The sequence below is a fragment of the Dyella sp. 2YAF14 genome (assembly GCF_052114725.1).
In the GTDB taxonomy this organism is placed as follows: Bacteria; Pseudomonadota; Gammaproteobacteria; order Xanthomonadales; family Rhodanobacteraceae; genus Dyella.
On record NZ_JBFRFH010000003.1, the window covers coordinates 99,059 to 116,927 of the forward strand.

General features: G+C 63.2%; 9 protein-coding genes. 1 reads left to right on the top strand and 8 read right to left on the bottom strand.

What is annotated here, in order from left to right:
• Window positions 1–3: 3 nt before the first annotated feature.
• From AB4Y82_RS06645 to AB4Y82_RS06655, 3 genes are all read right to left on the bottom strand, one after another.
• Window positions 4–1,671: an alpha-L-fucosidase gene (locus tag AB4Y82_RS06645; protein ID WP_441603850.1), complete on the bottom strand. Its 1,668-nt coding sequence runs from the start codon at window positions 1,669–1,671 to the stop codon at window positions 4–6.
• 153 nt (window positions 1,672–1,824) lie between these two features.
• Entirely contained in the window at window positions 1,825–4,833 is a 3,009-nt protein-coding gene (locus AB4Y82_RS06650) for a TonB-dependent receptor plug domain-containing protein (RefSeq protein WP_441603849.1), read from the bottom strand.
• Between the two features lie 661 nt (window positions 4,834–5,494).
• A complete protein-coding gene (locus AB4Y82_RS06655; protein WP_441603848.1) occupies window positions 5,495–6,628 on the bottom strand; it encodes a sialidase family protein in 1,134 nt (377 codons plus the stop codon).
• 77 nt (window positions 6,629–6,705) lie between these two features.
• Between AB4Y82_RS06655 and AB4Y82_RS06660 the strand changes: the two genes are divergently transcribed.
• On the top strand, window positions 6,706–8,073 hold the full coding sequence (locus AB4Y82_RS06660; RefSeq protein WP_441603847.1) for an alpha-L-fucosidase: 1,368 nt from the start codon (window positions 6,706–6,708) through the stop codon (window positions 8,071–8,073).
• A gap of 56 nt (window positions 8,074–8,129) precedes the next feature.
• Here AB4Y82_RS06660 and AB4Y82_RS06665 read toward each other — a convergent pair whose 3' ends face one another.
• The 5 genes from AB4Y82_RS06665 to AB4Y82_RS06685 are packed head-to-tail and all read right to left on the bottom strand — an operon-like array spanning window position 8,130 to window position 17,843.
• On the bottom strand, window positions 8,130–10,691 hold the full coding sequence (locus AB4Y82_RS06665) for a glycoside hydrolase family 3 C-terminal domain-containing protein (protein ID WP_441603846.1): 2,562 nt from the start codon (window positions 10,689–10,691) through the stop codon (window positions 8,130–8,132).
• A gap of 19 nt (window positions 10,692–10,710) precedes the next feature.
• Entirely contained in the window at window positions 10,711–13,035 is a 2,325-nt protein-coding gene (locus AB4Y82_RS06670; RefSeq protein WP_441603845.1) for a family 20 glycosylhydrolase, read from the bottom strand.
• The gene (locus AB4Y82_RS06675) at window positions 13,022–14,080 is read right to left on the bottom strand and encodes a glycosyl hydrolase family 18 protein (RefSeq protein ID WP_441603844.1); all 1,059 of its coding nucleotides are present in this window, start codon (window positions 14,078–14,080) and stop codon (window positions 13,022–13,024) included. Before AB4Y82_RS06675 ends, AB4Y82_RS06670 begins: the two co-directional genes overlap by 14 nt.
• On the bottom strand, window positions 14,077–15,702 hold the full coding sequence (locus AB4Y82_RS06680; RefSeq protein ID WP_441603993.1) for an alpha-L-fucosidase: 1,626 nt from the start codon (window positions 15,700–15,702) through the stop codon (window positions 14,077–14,079). The genes AB4Y82_RS06675 and AB4Y82_RS06680 overlap by 4 nt, the downstream gene beginning before the upstream one ends.
• A complete protein-coding gene (locus tag AB4Y82_RS06685; RefSeq protein ID WP_441603843.1) occupies window positions 15,702–17,843 on the bottom strand; it encodes a glycoside hydrolase family 2 protein in 2,142 nt (713 codons plus the stop codon). Before AB4Y82_RS06685 ends, AB4Y82_RS06680 begins: the two co-directional genes overlap by 1 nt.
• Between the last annotated feature and the right edge of the window lie 26 nt (window positions 17,844–17,869).

The following is a 17,869-nucleotide window of genomic DNA, read 5'->3' on the forward strand; positions in this document are numbered from 1 at the left end:
AACCTAGTAGTCAATCCGATACACATAGGCGTGCGGGCCTGACGGACGCGTTGGCAGCTCTAGATGTAGACCGTCCGCTTTCTGGTGGAATGCGATCGGCTTGCCCGTGGCCAGTAGCGTTACTTTTCGGACCGTCGTCGATGGCGCGATGGAATGGATCAGCGCCTGGTTGTTCGCGGGCCACTCCATCTCGATGGCGTAGAGGTGGCCGTCGTGGGTGGTGAATCGGAAGTCTTCGGGCGTATAGGGTTTGGTCTTGGTGTCCCGCATGGTGCCGGCGGCGACTTGGGTTGGGCCTTCGCCGAAGCGCTGCCATGGCCTGGAGCCGTAGATGGCGTCGCCGTTGAGTTTCAGCCATTGGCCGACGGCCAGCAGGATGCTCTTTGCCTCGTCGGGAATGCTGCCATCGGCTTTGGGGCCGATGTTCAACAGCAGGTTGCCGTTTTTGCTAACTACGTCGGCGAGCAGTTGCACGATCTCGTCGGGTGACTTGTAGGTGTCGCCTTCGGCGTAGCCCCAGGAGTCCGGGCTTACGGAGGTTTCGGTCTGCCAGGGTTGCGCGAGGATATCGGCGGCCTGCCCTCGCTCGATATTCAAGGTGCCGGTGCCAGGCATCATGTTGTCGAGCTTGTAGTTGAGCACCACACCCTGATCACGCGTTGCGGCCTGGTTGTAGTAGAAGGCGGCGAATTCGGCGAGTGCGCCGCGAAAGCGCGGTTGGCCGACCCACCAATCGAAATACATCAGATCCGGATGGTAGTCCTGCACGATTTCGGACGAGCGTGCGAGCCAATCGTCGAGATAGGCGTCCGAAACGAAGGTCCAGTCGACGTCCTTGCCATCGGCACCCTTGGCCGATTCGGTGGGATGTGCCGGTCCGTAGAGCGACGCGTACCTGGGATCGTTGACGTCGGAATCGAAGCTGCGGCCGTATTCGTAGAACCAATCGTGTTCCGCACGATGCGAAGACAATCCAAGCTTCATGCCTTGCGCGCGGATCGCCTTGGCGAGTTCGCCGATCACGTCGCGATGCGGCCCCATCTTTACAGCCGTCCAGTCGGACAGTTTGGAGTCGTACATGGCGAAGCCGTCGTGGTGCTCGGCAACGGGAACCACGTAACGCGCACCTGCCGCGCGGAACAATGCGGCCCAGGCCTGCGGATCGAAATGCTCTGCCTTGAAACGTGGAATCAGATCCTTGTAGCCGACCTGGGGCATCGCTCCATAGGTGCTCACTTGATGTTGGTAGTAATTGGCGTACTCGCCGCTGCGTTCGTACATATGGCGCGGATACCACTCGCCCTTGTACGCCGCCACGGAATACACGCCCCAGTGAATGAAGATGCCGAACTTCGCATCCTGATACCACGCTGGCGTGCGATAAGCGGTAAGGCTTTTCCAGTCGGGAGACATCGGGCCTTGCCAGGCCGCCTTGTGCGTTTGCGCAAGTATGGCTTGACGTGCGCCATCGAAAGGACGATTCGCATCTTCCCATTGGTGTTCGATCGTTGCCGCATCCGGCGGTGCGAAACTTTGCGGTGGATTGCCAGCGACAACGGCTGTTGTGCATAAGGCGCAAGCCATGCCCAGCCAAAGGCGGCTATGCGGCAAAGCGAATGAAGACTTGGCGGGCGCGCGGGTTTCGCGGGCCTTCTTCTTCCACAACGACATACGCCCTACTCCTTGATTCACACCGGAAGGCGCCCATCAATGGAAGTGCGCCTCCCCTGCCCTTGCCGTCATGAGCGGGCCGGCCTCGGGGACACCGAGGCCGACCCGTCAGATGGGGAGAGTCATGCCTGCCACAGGCTGGGAAACACGGGTTTATTTGAACTTGTAGTCGAACGTCAGGAAGATTTCGCGGCCGTTGTACTCATCGGCGGTCTGACCCGTCGTGACGAATTCGAAGCCGCCGGCGTAGTACGGGATGGAGCCGACCTTGTCGAAGATGTTGGATACGGTGAGCTTCAACGTGGTATCGGGATTCATCTGCCAGCCGACTGCCGTGTTCCAGGTGATCCACACCGGCGTCCTGCCACGATACGTCGCGGAGTCCACGGCCACCGGGTTGCCATCCTGGGTTACCTGGCACACGCCCGTGCTGATCGACTCGCTGCCGTTCTGCACGTTGACCATGCCCGGCTGGATGCCATTGGGCAGCACGACGCAGCCGGCGTAGTTCGGAGCGCGCATGCTGCCGTCACGCACACCGGAGATCGACACGTTCCAGTCGCCCTTGGTCCAGTCGGCGATCCAGGTCATGCGGCTTGCCACATTGTTGTAGCGAGTGTTCTGCAGCGGGTCCGAAGCCAGCACGCGCTGCTTGTACGAAAGGTTGTCGGTGTAGTTGATGCCGGCGCGGAAGTTGCCGTAGTCGTCGGTGTGGATCTTGTAATCGAGCGATGCATCGATGCCGCTGACGTACAGCGAAGCCTCGTTGATCGGGCCGGACTCTTCCGAGACGATCTGGCCAGCTGCATTGCGCTGAACCATCTGGGTCACCATCTGGCAATACGCCGAGCCCGGCACATGCGCCGTATACGGCGACAACGCCGACGTACCGTTGGCCTGCAGGCCGGTCAGGCAGCCGGCCTCGTCGACCAGCACGGTGTCTTTGTCCAGATACTCGATCGCGTTGTCCACGCCCATGTGCCAGTAATCGGCGGATACCGACAAGCCCTGCACGCCCGGAATCTGCCACACGAAACCATAGGTCCAGGAGTGGCCGGTCTGCGGCTCCAGCAGGCGGCTGCCGTTGGTGTTCAAGTTGTAGTACTGCGAGGTCGGACGCTGCACCAGGCTGCACCAGGTGCTGTTGGACTGGCCAGACTTGATCGCGTTGATGCATTGCAGGGGGTCGAGGTAATCACCCACCGGCGAGGTCGAGCCGGTCAGGTAGATGGCCTGCATGTCCGGCGCCTTGAAGTTGGTGCCGTAGCTGCCGCGCAGCAGCAGGCCGTCGTACGGACGGTACTCCAGGCCCGTGCCCCAGGTCTTGGCGATGTCGGCCATGCTGGCGTCGTTGTACTTGTCGCCGCGACCGGAAATGGTCCAGGTCAGCGAATCAAGGATCGGCACGCGGAACTCGGTGCCCAGCGAGAAGCGCTGGCGCGTGCCGCCGCCGGTGAGATACGCGCCGAACGGATTCTGGAACGTGGTCGGGTCGGCAGAACGCGGGTCAGGCGAAAGCAGGAAGCCGTTGTGCGCGGCTTCCAACACGGCTGCCCAACCTACCGACTCGTCCACCCACGGCAGTTTGAAAAGATCGCCATTGATGCGGAATTGCGCCTGGTCCAGCCACGATGACGAGGTGTTCTCGCCATTGACCGCGAACTGGCCGTATTGCTGCGGGGTGATCGGATTCCACCACTGCTGCCAGTTCATGTTGTAGATCGGCAAGCCGTCGGCCGTGGTGCCCTGCTGCTTGCCGAGGAAGAAGTTGTTCATGCCGGCGACGTTGATGCCCGTATAGTCTTCGCGCACCGTGTACTTCTGGCTGTTGAGGTTCAAATCCCAGTTGAACCGGTTGTCGAACATGGTGCCCTTCAGGCCAACCTGCAGGTTCCAGTTCTGCTCGCGGTCATGCGTATTGGCCGCCGTGCCCATCTCTTGCGCAGTCAACTGGCGGATGGCCTGGTTGATGGTCTGCCCCGTGCTCTGGTCGTAGAACTGGCCGGTGACTTCCACGGGCAGCTGGGTGTTGGAGATGCCCGTCGTGTCATACAAGGCGGCCGAACCATACAGCTGCAAGCCGTTGCTGAAGTCGTACTCGCCGGCGATGTAGCCGTTCTGGCTGCGGGTGCCAGGCGTCAGCACCCAGTTCTGAAACAGCGCGGGCTGCGAACAGTAGTAACCGTTGTCGGTGATGCTGGCGATCTGCGTGCCATTGGTGGTGACCGAATGCGACTGGCTCAGCTGCGAGTTGGTGAACTTCGAGCAGCTGCCCGCCGGCGGCGTGATGTAGTGGCCGTTGGCATCCGTGGCGGAGAGCGCGATGGCGCCGGCAGCGTCGTACTGATAACCGAACATGCGCGAGGCTGGGCCCCATGCGCCATAGCCTGCATCGGACACCGAGTCCTGGTACGGACGATCCATGCCCCACAACGCCGTTCGGTTGTACTGCTCGAGGTTGTACAGGATGTGCCAGTTGCTGCCGGATTTACCGCCGAAGAAGTTGATGTCGCCGTAGTTGCGGCCACCACGCGTCGCCGTGCCGCCGGTGATCTGCAGCTCGTCACCCTGATAGTTTTTCTTCAGGATCACGTTGATGACGCCCGCCACCGCATCCGAGCCATAGATCGACGAGGCGCCGGAGGCGAGCACTTCGACATGGTCGATCATGCCGAGGGGAAGGTTGTTGTAGTTCTGAAAATTGCTCTGCTTGTTGAGCGGCTGCGGGTAATCCACCACGCGATGGCCATCGATCAACAGCAGGCTGAAACCGGGGCCGACGCCGCGCAGGTTGACCGAGCGCGCATTGACCGAGCTCGAACCCCAGGAGGCCGGATCCGACGTCTGCTGACCCACCTGCGGCAACGAATCGAGGAACTCCCACAGCGTGGTGAAGCCCTGATCCTTGATCTCCTGGGCACTGATGGAGACGACTGGCGCCGGTCCTTCGACTTGCGCGCGCGGGATCATCGAGCCCGTGACCGTGACGCCCTGCAACTCGACTGCCTTGTCCGACTTGCTGGACGAAGGCGCACCCGATGACTGTTGTGCGGACGACTGATCGCTGCCGGCTGGTGCCGACTGGGCGAAGGCGAGTGGCGTGAAAAGCGCCAGCGCCATGGAAGTGGCAAGTACGCTGCGTCGCAAACGGATTTTTTTCATGGTTAACCCTCCCCGAAAAGCTTCAATGGTGTGATTGCTGTTGAGCCTTGCGCTCACCAGCTCTATTCACTTCTTGTGCGCTGTGTTCGCTCGCCTGCCCCGGTCCGCTTTCGCGGTCCCCATCCCGGATCAGACGCTTCAAGTCGTCCTGCTGGTGATCAAGCTGCGTAACGGCTTTGCCCAACCTTCTCCGTGCCATCCGCTGCTCTTGGTTCCGACGTTCTTCCCATACAAGAACGGCTCTTTCCGATGTGTCCTCTTCGAGTCGAGGGCTCCAACCACAGCCAACGGAGATTCATGACGCCTGCTCTGCATCGGGCCATTCGTTCACCTTGGTCCAGGTCGCGTGTGCCAAGCTCGCGCCCCGCACGCCCCATTCCCGCCTGCCTCCCCGTCCCGCCCCTGCGAGAAGAGATTCATATACGAACTTATGGTTCATATTTGACTTAGTTATAAGCCTAAACTGGATCGATGCAAGTTGCATTGCAACAATCTTGAAAAGAACTTGCCCGGCAGACGGCCACTTGCCTGCTCAATGCCCCTACGATGAGAGCCTGCTGGTTTCGCGCCCCTCCCTGCGGGGCGGCGCCCTCAATCACGAGGGCCTGGGTCCCGGCCCTGGACGCGCTCATGGGCGTCCCTGGCGGGGGCAACGTCCCGGTCAGTGCGGGACGGCTGAGTCGCCTGACACGATCGGCGGGATGCTTTCAGACAGGCGAGCGGTGGCGTCGCTCAGGCGCGCGGGATCGATCACTACATGACGCATGCGCGTTCTCCGCCACGTGTACAAGACATGGACTAGTCCATCGCGCGACTGGATCACGGCCGGGTAGGAGTACTCCTGGCCCGGTTGGTCTTCGAGCGTCAGCACCCTCTTCCAGTGCAGGCCGTCGGCGCTGATGGCGACTGCCAGCGTTCCTCGTCCGTCCCACCACCGGGACCCGGGCGACGTCGGGTTGTAGACGAGCAGATCGCGGCCGTCCGCCAGGGATGCGGCGTCGATGCCTGAGTTGGGGTTGTCCACGTCCAGCAGGCGCAATGGCGACCAGTGGTGCCCGTCATCGGCGGACTGCGACCAGAACAATTTCCCTTGGCGCGTGCGGCCAATGGCCTCGATGCCGCCGTCCTGCTTCGGGAGCAAGCTCGGTTGAATGGCCTCGATGCCGCGCGATGATAGATCGCTGCCAGCCACCCAGGTTCTGCCGTCGTCCTCCGACCGCTCGACATGAACTCGCCAGCCGCCCCGTTCGGTACTGGATGGACTGAGGATGTCGCCATTGGCCAGTTGAATGGGTTTGTTCTTGATCGGCCCGAGGATGCCGGGCGGAAGTCGATGCGGTGCCGACCATGTGGCGCCGTCGTCAGCGGAGGTCGTCAGCATGCCCCACCAATGCTGCGGATCCGGGCCGATCTTGTAGAAGAGCATCAGCCTGCCCGTCGTCGACCGGAACAGCACCGGGTTCCAGGCGGGCCACCGCGAGCCGTCCGATTGTCTGCCGTTGGCGATCTCGCGCGGGCTTATCCAATGACCGGAAACCTGGCGGGACATCCAGATGCCAACACTTGGGTCTCGCTCCTGCTTGCCGCCGAACCATGCGGCGACGAGCCCCGTCGGTGTTTCAACGATCGTGCCGGCATGGCATTGCGCCGTCGGTGGGTGCGTTAATACGAACTCGGACGAAACCACGGATGTCTGCGCCGCTTCGCCACGAAACGTCATGACGAAGAGCAAAGCGAAAGCGAGGCGAGGCCTGTTCGACCTCCCCTTCGGCACGGCGCCATATTTGATTGACACGACTGCGTTTCCCGTCCTCTAATGAAAACTTCCATAAGGACGTATTAACGTCCAAATGATTGTTGCAAAGGTGGCTAATGAAGCGACTTGCCCGAACCGTTCTTGGCGCCGCCTTGGCGCTCTCTCTTTTTTCGCAGGCATCGTTGGCGCAAGGCGCGGCGGATACCAAGCCATCCCCCCAGCAGATTCACTGGCAGGATCTGGAGTTTGGCGTGATCGTGCATTTCGGCACGAACACCTTCCTCGATCGCGAGTGGGGCGACGGCACAGCCGACCCCAGGGTGTTCAATCCCGACCATGTCGATGCGGCGCAATGGGCACGCGCCAGCCGCGCAGCGGGCGCGCGCTACATGGTGATGGTCGCCAAGCATCACGATGGCTTTGCACTGTTTCCGACGGCGCAGAGCGACTACTCGGTGAAAAGCAGCCCGTGGATGAATGGCAAGGGCGATCTTGTGCGCCTCGCCTCCGACGCGGCGCGTGCCGAAGGACTGGAGTTCGGCGTCTATCTGTCGCCGTGGGACAGGCATGAGCCGCGCTACAAGCAGCCGCAAGCTTACGATGTGTATTACCGCGCCCAGGTGGAGGAATTGGCCCAGCACTATGGGCCGCTGGTCGAGTGGTGGCTCGATGGCGCAGGCAGCGCCGGCCATGTCTACGATTTCCCGCGCTACATCGAAACGCTGCGAACCTATCAGCCCAATGCCATGGTGTTTGCCGACATGGGCTTGTTCGAGTACGGCGACCTTCGCTGGGTGGGCCAGGAGGATGGCTATATTCGCGGCGAGAACTGGAACGTCATCGACCGCCACGGCTACCAGCGCTGGCGCCCGGTGGAAGTCGACACCCCTCTGCATGACCTGCACTGGTTCTGGCACCCCAACGACGAAGTCACGCTCAAGAGTGTCGCCAAGCTCGTGGACACCTGGGAGAACAGCGTCGGGCGTGGCGGACAATTGATGCTGGGCATCGCGCCGGATCGCCACGGCCGGCTGCCCGATGCCGACGTCGCCCGCCTCGAAGCCTTTGGCAAGGCGCTGCGTGCGCGCTATGGCGATGCCAGCAACCTGGCGCGCCATCACGTGCAGACGGACGAAAACACCGAGGCAGCCCTGGACGGCAACAAGGACACATTCTGGTCGGCGCCGGCTGGCTCCCGCCACGCCACGCTCGAAGTCGACTTCGGCCACCCGGTGACGTTCGATCGCACGCTCGCGATGGAATGGCTGGACGACGGGCAGCATGTGCGCAAGTACGCCATCGAGGTTTTCGACGGCAAGGCCTGGCATGCGGTCGCCAACGCTGAAGCCATCGGCCACATGAAGATCGATGTGTTCCCTCGCGTCACTGCGCAACGCGTGCGACTGAACATTTTGTCCAGCGTCGGCGATGCATCCATCCGCGAATTCCAGGTGTTCGACGCCGGCGCTTTGCCTTCGAACTGACATGGCGCCGACATGCGGCGCCAGGCTGGCGCTGATCATGCCATTCATCGGCATGCTCAGCGCGGCACGTCGGCGTGTCCTGCGATGGTGAACGCCACCGATGGCTGCCCCGACGAGGGTTGGTGGCCGCCTGCGAACAATGCGTAGCGCCCTGCCCTGACGGCACGCACACCGTCGGCATCGACCAGGCTCAGGGCGCGCGCGTCAAGATGGAAATGCACGGCACGCTGCTCCCCTGCGGCGAGGGAGACACGCTCAAACCCCATCAGCGCCCGTTGCGGTGCATCGGGGGCGTCCGGATACGCAAGATAGACCTGCGCTACTTCGTCGCCGCTGCGCGTTCCGGTGTTGCGCACGTTCACCGCGACGTCGAGCGCGTCGCCGGCCTTCAGGTTTTGCGCGGACAGACTGGGCGCGTCATAGGCGAACGTGGTGTAGCTCAGGCCATCGCCGAACGCATACAGCGGCTCGCCCTTGAAGTAACGGTAAGTGCGACCCTTCATGCCGTAATCGATGAAAGGCGGGAGATCGCGCACGTCGCGATAGAAAGTCACCGGAAGGCGGCCAGCGGGATTGATCACGCCGGCAAGGGTCTGCGCCACCGCCAATCCGCCCTGCTCGCCCGGATACCACGCCGCGATGATCGCGTCCGCGTGTTCACTGGCCCAGTTCAAGGCCACGGCACTGCCGCTCATCAAGACGACTACCAGCGGTTTCCTGGTGGCGGCGACCGCCTCCAGCAGTTTCTGCTGCGACGCAGGCAGATCGATGGCGGTCCGATCGCCGCCCATGAAGCCCGGCACGTCGACCTTCAGTTCCTCGCCCTCGACACCTGGCGACAAACCCACGAAGGCAACCACGGCATCGGCATCGGCGGCCGCCCTGACTGCCTCAGCGAGCTGTGCATCGGCGGGCGCCATCCATTCCAGGTGAATGCCTTGGTCCTCGCCGCTGTGCTCCCATTCCAGGCGCAGATCGTGCGGACGCGTATCGGCAAAATGGATTTTCACGGCAGGCGGCTCATCGCTGCCCGAGCTGCCAGCGATCAGATGGCCATCGAGATAGAGGCGCACAGGGTCGTGCCCGCGACAGTCGAAGCATCGATCCACGCGCACGGCCAGGGTGTAGTCGCCCGCGCCGGGAGGCAGCAGTTGGCCTGTCCAGCGCACTGCGTAGCGGGATGCATCGAGACCATCCGCGGGCGGCAGGTGATCAGTATCCAAGTCGATCCGGGCGTCGGAGCGCGTCATCACCGGCTTGCCGGTCAGGCGGGCATCGCGAAAGTACTCGCCCTTGAGATTGGATAGTGCCGTCACGGGAATCGGAACGGTCACGCCATCAGCAAGCGTGGCGCCTTGGGCGTAACGCACGTTTTGCTCGCCCCATAGTGCGCGCACGCCATCGAGCGGCGTCACGGGCTGTCGAGCCGTGCCGTGGTAGTTGGCTTCCAGCACGGACAAGGCGTCGGTGTTTGGCCCCACCACGGCGATACGGCCGCCGGGCTTCAATGGCAGTGTATTCGCGCGATTCTTGAGCAAGACGATCGATTCGCCTGCAGCACGCAGCGCCAGTGAGCGATCAGCATCAGGGGCGACCCGCGGCGTCGGCGCCGATGCGTCGAACATGCCCAGGCGATAGCGCGCGGCGAACAGGCGCGTTGCGGCCACATCGAGGTCACGCTCGCTGATCCGGCCATCTGCCAGCGCGCCGCCAAGGCCCGCATACGCCGAGCCGCAGTCCAGGTCCGTGCCCGCGCGCAACGCGCTGGCCGATGAGCCGGCGTTGTCTTTCTGGTAGTGGTGGAACATCGTCATATCGTCCACCGCATCGCAGTCGGACACGACGAAGCCCTCGAAGCCCCAGTCTTTGCGCAGGCGCTCGCCGAGCAGCCACGGCAAGGCGCAAACGGGAACGCCATGAATCGCGTTGTAGGCGCACATGACCGAGCCCGCGCGACCCTCCACGATCGCAGCGCGGAAGGCGGGCAGATACGTGTCTTCGAGATCATGCGCGGATACATCGACATCGAAGCCATGACGGCCGGGCTCCGGACCGCTATGCACGGCGAAGTGCTTGGGCGTGGCGATCACCGTGGGATGCGCAGGGTCATCGCCCTGCAGTCCGTCGATGAAGGCCACGGCAAGCGTTGCCGTCAGGCGTGGATCTTCGCCATAGGTTTCCTGGCCTCGCCCCCAGCGAGGGTCGCGGAAGATGTTGATGTTGGGAGACCAGATCGTGAGGCCGTTGTAGCGTCCATGATTGTGCTGCAGACCCGTAGCGAGGAACTTGCTGCGCGCCTGCGTCGCCACTACGCCGCCCACGGCATGAAGCAAGGCGGGATCCCAGCTGGCCGCCAAACCGATGGCCTGCGGGAATACGGTCGCCTCGCCAAAGCGGGCAAAGCCGTGCAGCCCCTCGCTCCACCAGTCGTACGCGGGAATGCCAAGGCGCGGGATGGCCGGTGCGGCACTTTGCAACTGCGCGATCTTCTCTGCCGACGTCATGCGCGCGACCAGACTGGCCGCCCGCTCCGTGGCCTCGTCGGCCGGAGCGGGCGTCGCCAGCAAGACGCCGAACAGCAGGGTCGCCAGCAGGCAGGCCTGATGTAATCGCCTCATGCGCGTCTGCTCCGCCTGCTCACTGCGTTGCGCCAGGCGGCGCGGGATAATTGAACGATATGCGGCTGACGCCTGCCAAAGGACCTTGAAGCGGCGCCGTCGAGAGGATGCACAAGTCGTGTGTGCCGCCGTGCGCAGTCACGGCGGCCGCAACGCGATACGTCCTGCCGGGCAAGGCTTCGGCAGGCAACGGCAAGCTGGCCGCCAAGGGGCCGCTGCAGGTATCGAGGTGAACCTCGAGTTCGCCCGCAGGCCGGCGTGACGGGCGCGACACGACTTTCGATGCGTCATGCGCCAGGCCGTAATTGCGGGCGAGCCATGCACCGTCGACAAAAATCGCGACCACCTCGTCCAGGGACACGTTCGCCATGCGCCAGCAGCTGTTCATGACGTCGAGGTTGTACACCGGCGCCGGCGAGGTGGCATCGGGTAGCAGCGGCACGCGCAGGCCAAGGTCGCCCTTCGGACAGGCCTCCAGCGCATTGCCGTCGTAGCTCGCCAGCGTCCGCGCGTCGAAACGCTGTGTGCGGACGCGCGCGAGCGGCTGTCCGTCGGCAGTAAACGTCGTTGCGCTGATGGTGACAGGCAGCGCAGTCTCGATCGGTCCACCATAGACAGGCGAGCTCGCCGACGGCACGGTTGCGTCGGTGGTGTAACGGATCGTGGTGGACGGCTCCTGTGCAACAAGGGTCACGGCGACTTTGTCGCCGTTGCCGGGTGAACGCTGCGCACGCATGTCGACGGCGAAGGCGCTGTCGGCATAGTAGATGCCCATTTTGCGATAGCGATCGAATTGCGCGGGCAGCCTCGCCAAGAAGTTGTCGAAGCGCCGCTCGTTGGCAGGCGTCCAGGTCGCCTCGGCCAAGGCGTCCAGTCGTGGGAAGGCCGCATGCTGGATCTGCCAGGGTGCCGTGAGGTACTCGGTCCAGATGTTGGCCTGCGCGCCAAGTACGTGCTTCGCCTGCTCGGCAGTGAGCTCCGGCGAGACCGCTTCAAACGCGTAGACGCGGGCCAGCGTCTGGACGCCAAGCCGCCCGGACGGTTCATCGTCGCGATGACTCTGCAGGTTGTCGAAGTAGAGCGTGGGCGCGGGAGACAGCACCACGTCATGCCCCAGTCGCGCCGCATCGATGGCGCCCTGCGTACCGCGCCAGGACATGATCGAGGCGGACGGCGGTATGCCGCCCTCAAGGATTTCATCCCAGCCGATCAGGCGACGCCCATGTTGCGCCAGGTATTGCCCCATGCGCTCGATGAACCAGCTTTGCAGCGCCTTTTCGTCCTTGATCCCGAGCGAGCGCATGCGCGCCTGCACGGCGGCCGACGCCTGCCACTGGTCTTTGATGGCTTCGTCGCCGCCCACGTGGATGAAGGTCGATGGAAACAGTTCCATCACTTCGTCGAGCACGTTGTGCAGGAAACGGATGCTGTGTTCGTCGACATTGAACAGGTAAGGGTTGACGCCCCAGTTGATCGAGACGGACGGCCGCTCGCCGGTGACGCCGATATCCGGAAAAGCCGCCACGGCAGCCTGCGCGTGGCCCGGCATGTCGATCTCCGGCACGACCGTGATGTGGCGGACGGCGGCGTAGGCGACGATGTCCTTCACGTCGGCCTGCGTGTAGTAGCCGCCGTACCTGGTGCCGCCATCCCCGGGCGGCTGGCGCCATGCGCCGATCTGCGTGAGCTTGGGATAGCGGCGGATTTCCAGGCGCCAGCCCTGGTCGTCGGTGAGATGCCAGTGGAAGACATTGAGCTTGTGCTGTGCCATGGCGTCGAGCAGCTGCTTGATTTCAACCGGCTGCTGGAAGTGCCGCGCCGAGTCGAGCATCAGGCCTCGCCAGGCAAATCTTGGCCAGTCGGCGATGTGCAGCAAGGGCACCGAGACGGCACCCTTTGCGGCATCGGGCGTCATCAGCTGCCACGCGCTGACGGCGCCGTAGAACAGGCCTGCCGCATCCCGCGCAGTGATGCGCATGCCCTGCGCATCAACGTCGAGTACATAACCTTCCGGCTGCGTGACGCTTGCGGCCGCATCGCTGCGAATGACGATGTCGCCGTGGCTCGTGGCTGTCGCATCCTCTTTCACCGGTAGCGAAAGTCCGCGCGTTCGCACGAGCAGGTCCGCCAGATAGCGGGCCGCCTCGGCGGCCGCACGATCACCCGGCGCGACATGGATGACGGCAGCGGCACTGACGGCATAACCGCCCTGCCCCATGCTCACCTGCGCGGGAAGCGGAATAATCGGCAGCGTGCCTGTCGCGTGCGCATCGACGGCGAACCCAAACAGCGTTGCCAATGCCAGCGCGATCGGCGCCTTCAGACCGCGCTTAGCGCACCGCATCGGGGAGCGCCTCCCAGATCTTGGGATCTTCGGCGCCAATCACCCACGCACAGAAGCCCTCCAGGCCGTATTGCTTCACCACGTCGTAGCGATCGCGGAACGCGTGCGCATCGGGCAGGAACACCCACTCGCGCATCTGGTCGCGATAGAAGTAGAACCATGATTCGTGCTCCACCGGATCCCACTGCATGGTGGCGTTGAACTGCCTGGCCAGCGGGAACGATTCGTCCGCATCGATGTATTGCGCGGAGATGTTCGAACTCTCCTTGCCGTCCGCACCCACCGGATCGCCGGCAAACCAGTGGTAGCCATACAGCCCAATGCCCAGCGAGAGCTTTTCCTTCGGCACCACCTTCAAGGCGTATTCGAGGTTGGCCATCACCCACGGCATGCCCGCCACCGGCCCCGGCGTGGTCCAGCGGGTGTGCTGGTCATATGTCATCAGGCAGACGAGATCCAGTGCCTGTCCCAGCGCCTTGAGATCGTACGCACCTTTCCAGTATTCCCATATCCATTTGGCGAAGGGGCCGCGGCCCGCGTAGCCCGGCGCATTCGGCACCACCGCCATGGATAGCTTCAGGCCGTGCTTGTGCAGCGCCGTGGCGGTCTGTTGCGTCAGCAGGGTCAGTGCGTCGCGATCGGTCCAGGCGATGTTTTCGAAATCGAACTGGAAGCCGACAAACCCGTAGAGCTTCGCCTGTTCGAGCATGCCCTCGATCATCGCCTTCTTGGCGGTTTCGTTGACCAGCAGATCGTGAAACTTCTTGCGGTCGCCGCCAGCGGAGATGATGGGCATCACCGGCACACGATGCGCCTTGGCCAGTTTGAGCACGTAGAGGTTGGGTGCGCCCGATACCAGGCCGTTGCCATCCACGCCAAACCAGGTGGGCACCAGCAAGTCGACCTTGTCGATGTGCGCCTCGAACGAGTTGATCGATTTCTGTACTTCGATCATATAGAACAACGCGGTGGGAGCCTTCGCAAAGGCGCCGGTCGACGCCAATGCAAGACACAGCGAAACGGTCAGGGACAACCATCGTTTCATGGCGCAGCCTTGAGTGAATGGGGAGTGGAGAAGGTGATGCGATAGACGTACGCATCGCTGCCGATTGGGTGGGACGGCAGACTAAGATGCAGGCCGCCGGCATCCTGGGTAAACGGGATGGTGCGGTTGTCTGCCACAGACTGGACGCGTGTGACTTTGTCTTCCGGCTTGATCGAATGGATGATGGCCTGGGCGTTCGCCGGCCAATCCAGCTCGATCGCGTAGAGCTTGCCGTTGCCGGTGGTGAAGCGGAAATCTTCGGCGGTATATGGCTTGGTCTTGGTGTCCTGGAAGGTGCCGCTGACCACTTCGGTCGGGCCTTCGCCAAACGTGCGCCATGGCTTGCTGCCATAGATCGCCTCGCCGTTCGCCTTCAGCCATCCGCCGATGCTGCGCAACGTGTCCTGCGCGCCAGCGGGAATCGTACCGTCGGCACGCGGCCCGACGTTGAGCATGAGGTTGCCGTTCTTGCTGACCACATCCACCAGCAGATGGATGATGAAGGTCGGCGACTTGTACGTGTCGTGCTCGATGTAGCCCCAGGAATCGTTGCTGATCGAGGTGTCTGTCTGCCAGTGGGCGGGGTGGATGCCCTGCAGTTGCCCGCGTTCGATGTCCAGCGTGCCGGCGCCATCGGCGAAGTCGCCCAGCTTGTAATTGACCACCACGCCGTCGCGTTTCGCGCCTTCGTTGTAGTAGTACGACAGCAGGGTCGGCAGCGTGTTGCGGAAGCTGGGATGGCCGATCCACCAGTCGAAGTAGATCAGGTCGGGATGGTATTTGTCGGTGAGTTCGACAGTGCGTGCAAGCCAGTCGTCCAGCCAGGCCTGGGAGACATAGGTCCAGTCCTGCGCCAGGTTCTCGTCTTCCTTGCTGAGATGCGCTACGGCAGGGCCATAGAGTTCCGCATAGCGCGGATCGTTGACGTCCGAATCGACATGGCGCCCACCGTCGAAGAACCAGTCATGCTCGGCGCGATGCGAGGACACGCCAAAGCGCATGCCCTGCCCTCGCACGGCACGTTCAAGCTCACCGATCACGTCGCGCCTGGGCCCCTTCTTTACGGCGGTCCAATCTGACAGCGCCGAGTCGTACATGGCGAAGCCGTCGTGGTGTTCTGCCACGGGTACGACATAGCGCGCGCCGGCAACGCGGAAAAGTTTCGCCCAGGCATCCGGGTCGAAGTGCTCGGCCTTGAACATCGGTACGAAGTCCTTGTAGCCGAACCTCGACTGCGGCCCGTACGTCGCCACGTGATGGGCGAACTCCTTTGTCCCCTGCTGGTACATGTTGCGCGAATACCACTCGCTGCCGAACGCGGGCACCGAGTAGACGCCCCAATGGATGAAGATGCCGAACTTGGCGTCGTCGTACCAGGCAGGTGAACGATACTTCTGCAAGGACGTCCAGTCGCTGCGAAAGGGCCCCCGGCCGGCTGCGTTGGCCACACGATCAAGGATCGCTTTTCGTTGCGGCGCGAATTTGGCGCTGGCCTGCTGCCAGGCCTGATCCTGCGCTGCCGGCGACAAGGAATCGGCTGTGGGCGCCGTGGGCGACTGCGCCCACGCCGAGGCGCAGAGCAGCCAGCCCGCGACAAGCGCGCCATGCGCGGCCGGTTTCATCATGGTTGCTCGTCCTTGTTCGGAAGAAAGTGCGCGCTGCCGATGTTCAGCGGGTGGTAGTCGCTGACCACGCCGCCGGCGCGCACGCCGTCGGGCCGGGCGACGTCCACGGCCAGATGCACAGCAGCGCCCTTGCCCATAGCGGGCCAGGCACCCTCAAAGCGGATGGGCTGTGCCAGGTCGCGCAGCACGTCATCGCCATGCGCAAGTTCGTGGCCGCGATCGTCCATGGCGCGCCAGTGGGCGACATAGCCGAGCATGGGATAGGAAGGCAGATGCGTGGCTGGATAGCCGCTCACCGTGGCCTCGAATCCACGCAGTCCACTGGCGTCGACCCGCCATTGCGTCGCCACCGACAACGCCTCGTTGCGCGTTTCGTAGACCGCGTAAGACGGCCTGCGCTGCCGGTTCTCATCGACCAGGCCGTGGTCGACAAAACCTTCGGTCTGGCCGGGCCACAGATTGCGATGGGATTTATAGTCCTGATACGTCCAGAAAATCGTTCCCGCAATGAAGCTGCGCCGCTGAAAGGCATCCATCTGCTGGAGCAGGTTCTCGGCGCGCGCCTTGTCGGCGGCAGCGCTGTCGTGCGAGAAAACGCCCGGGTAGCCGAATTCGGAAATGATCACCATCTTGTCGGGATAAGTGCGATCGATGAAATCCAGCCAGGGTTCCACGTCGCTGCCCGCGCCGCTCCATGATCCGAAATAGGCATTGGCCATGATGAAGTCGATGTCGTGCATCACCGGCGCTTCTTTCCACGGCTTGCTGCTGATGTCGGCATCGGCAAAGGTCACATAGCGGCCCGGGTCGATGTCGCGAATAAGCGAAGCCATGGCGTCCACATAGGCGCGACCACCAGGCGTGGAGGCATCGCTCTCGTTGCAAACACTCCAGGCGAAGATGCTGGGGTGATTGCCATCCTGCTCGATCATCTCGCGCATCATGCCCTTGGCGAGCGCGAGCAGCTTTGGGTTTTTCAGCTGCGCCTGGCTGAATTGCCAGACCGGGATTTCCGGCACGAGCAAGATGCCGTGGCGGTCGGCGAAGTCGAGTACCTCGTCGTTCTGCGGATAATGCACCGGCCGCGTGAGCGTTGTATGCAAGGCGGCCATGTCGGACCAGTCGCGGCGTATCGTGCCCGCCGATTCGGCCAATCCTTCCCAGGGCGAATCCTCGTGGCGACTGACGCCGCTCAGCCGCACCGGCTTGCCATTGACGTAGAGGCGGCGGTCACGGATGACGATGTCGCGCACGCCAAACGAATCGCTGCGCGAGTCCAGCACCGTGCCGTCGGCGGCATGCAGCTCCGTTACCCACTGATAGAGTCGCGCGTCGCCGACGTTCCACAACTGGGGGTGTGGCAGGTTCACGGCAAGTGTCGTGGAGGTGGACTGCCCCGCCTTTGCCGAGACGCCCTGCTGCGTTTGCGCCACCGTCTTGCCGTCCGGATCGATGATGCTTGCGGTGACGCGATAGCTGCCGTCGCTGCCGTCGACGTTCTCGACAAATACCTGACTGCTGACGCTGGCCGCGTCGCCGCCAAGCTTGCTCGCGATGCGTTGCCGCCGGATCAGTGCATGGTCCGATACGCTGAGCCACACGTCGCGCACGATGCCGCCGTAATGCCACCAGTCGTACCACACGCTGCCGCTGGCCACCTGCCGCATCGCGTAACCGGGGATGGTCGCCTCGCCGGGACGGTTGTCCAGTCGTACGGCGATCTGGTTTTCCCCCGCACGAAGCTGCCGGCCGATGTCCAGGTCGTATGCCGTGTGTCCGCCTTCGTGGCCGCCGACTTCTACGCCGTTGACCCAGACGCGACTGCGATAGAAGGTGGCGCCGAAATGCAATTCCACGTGGGACGAAAGCATCGACGCCGGCACGGTGAAGGACTTGAAATACCAGGCGACACCTTCGTAGTCGTCATCCTTGCCGATGTTCCAGGTGTGGGGCACATCCACCAGCTGCGTTTCGGCCGGCGTGGCTCGCGGCCAGCCAGCAGCCATGCCTGCATCGGCGGCGTCGGTACGGAAGCGCCAGTCGTGATCCATGTCGATGCGCACCTGCGCATGGCCAGCCATCGACCACAGCAGCAGCGAAATCAGAACCGCCAGCGTGTAACCCCACCTCAATCCCATTCCCCTGCCCCTGCAAAGAAACCCGT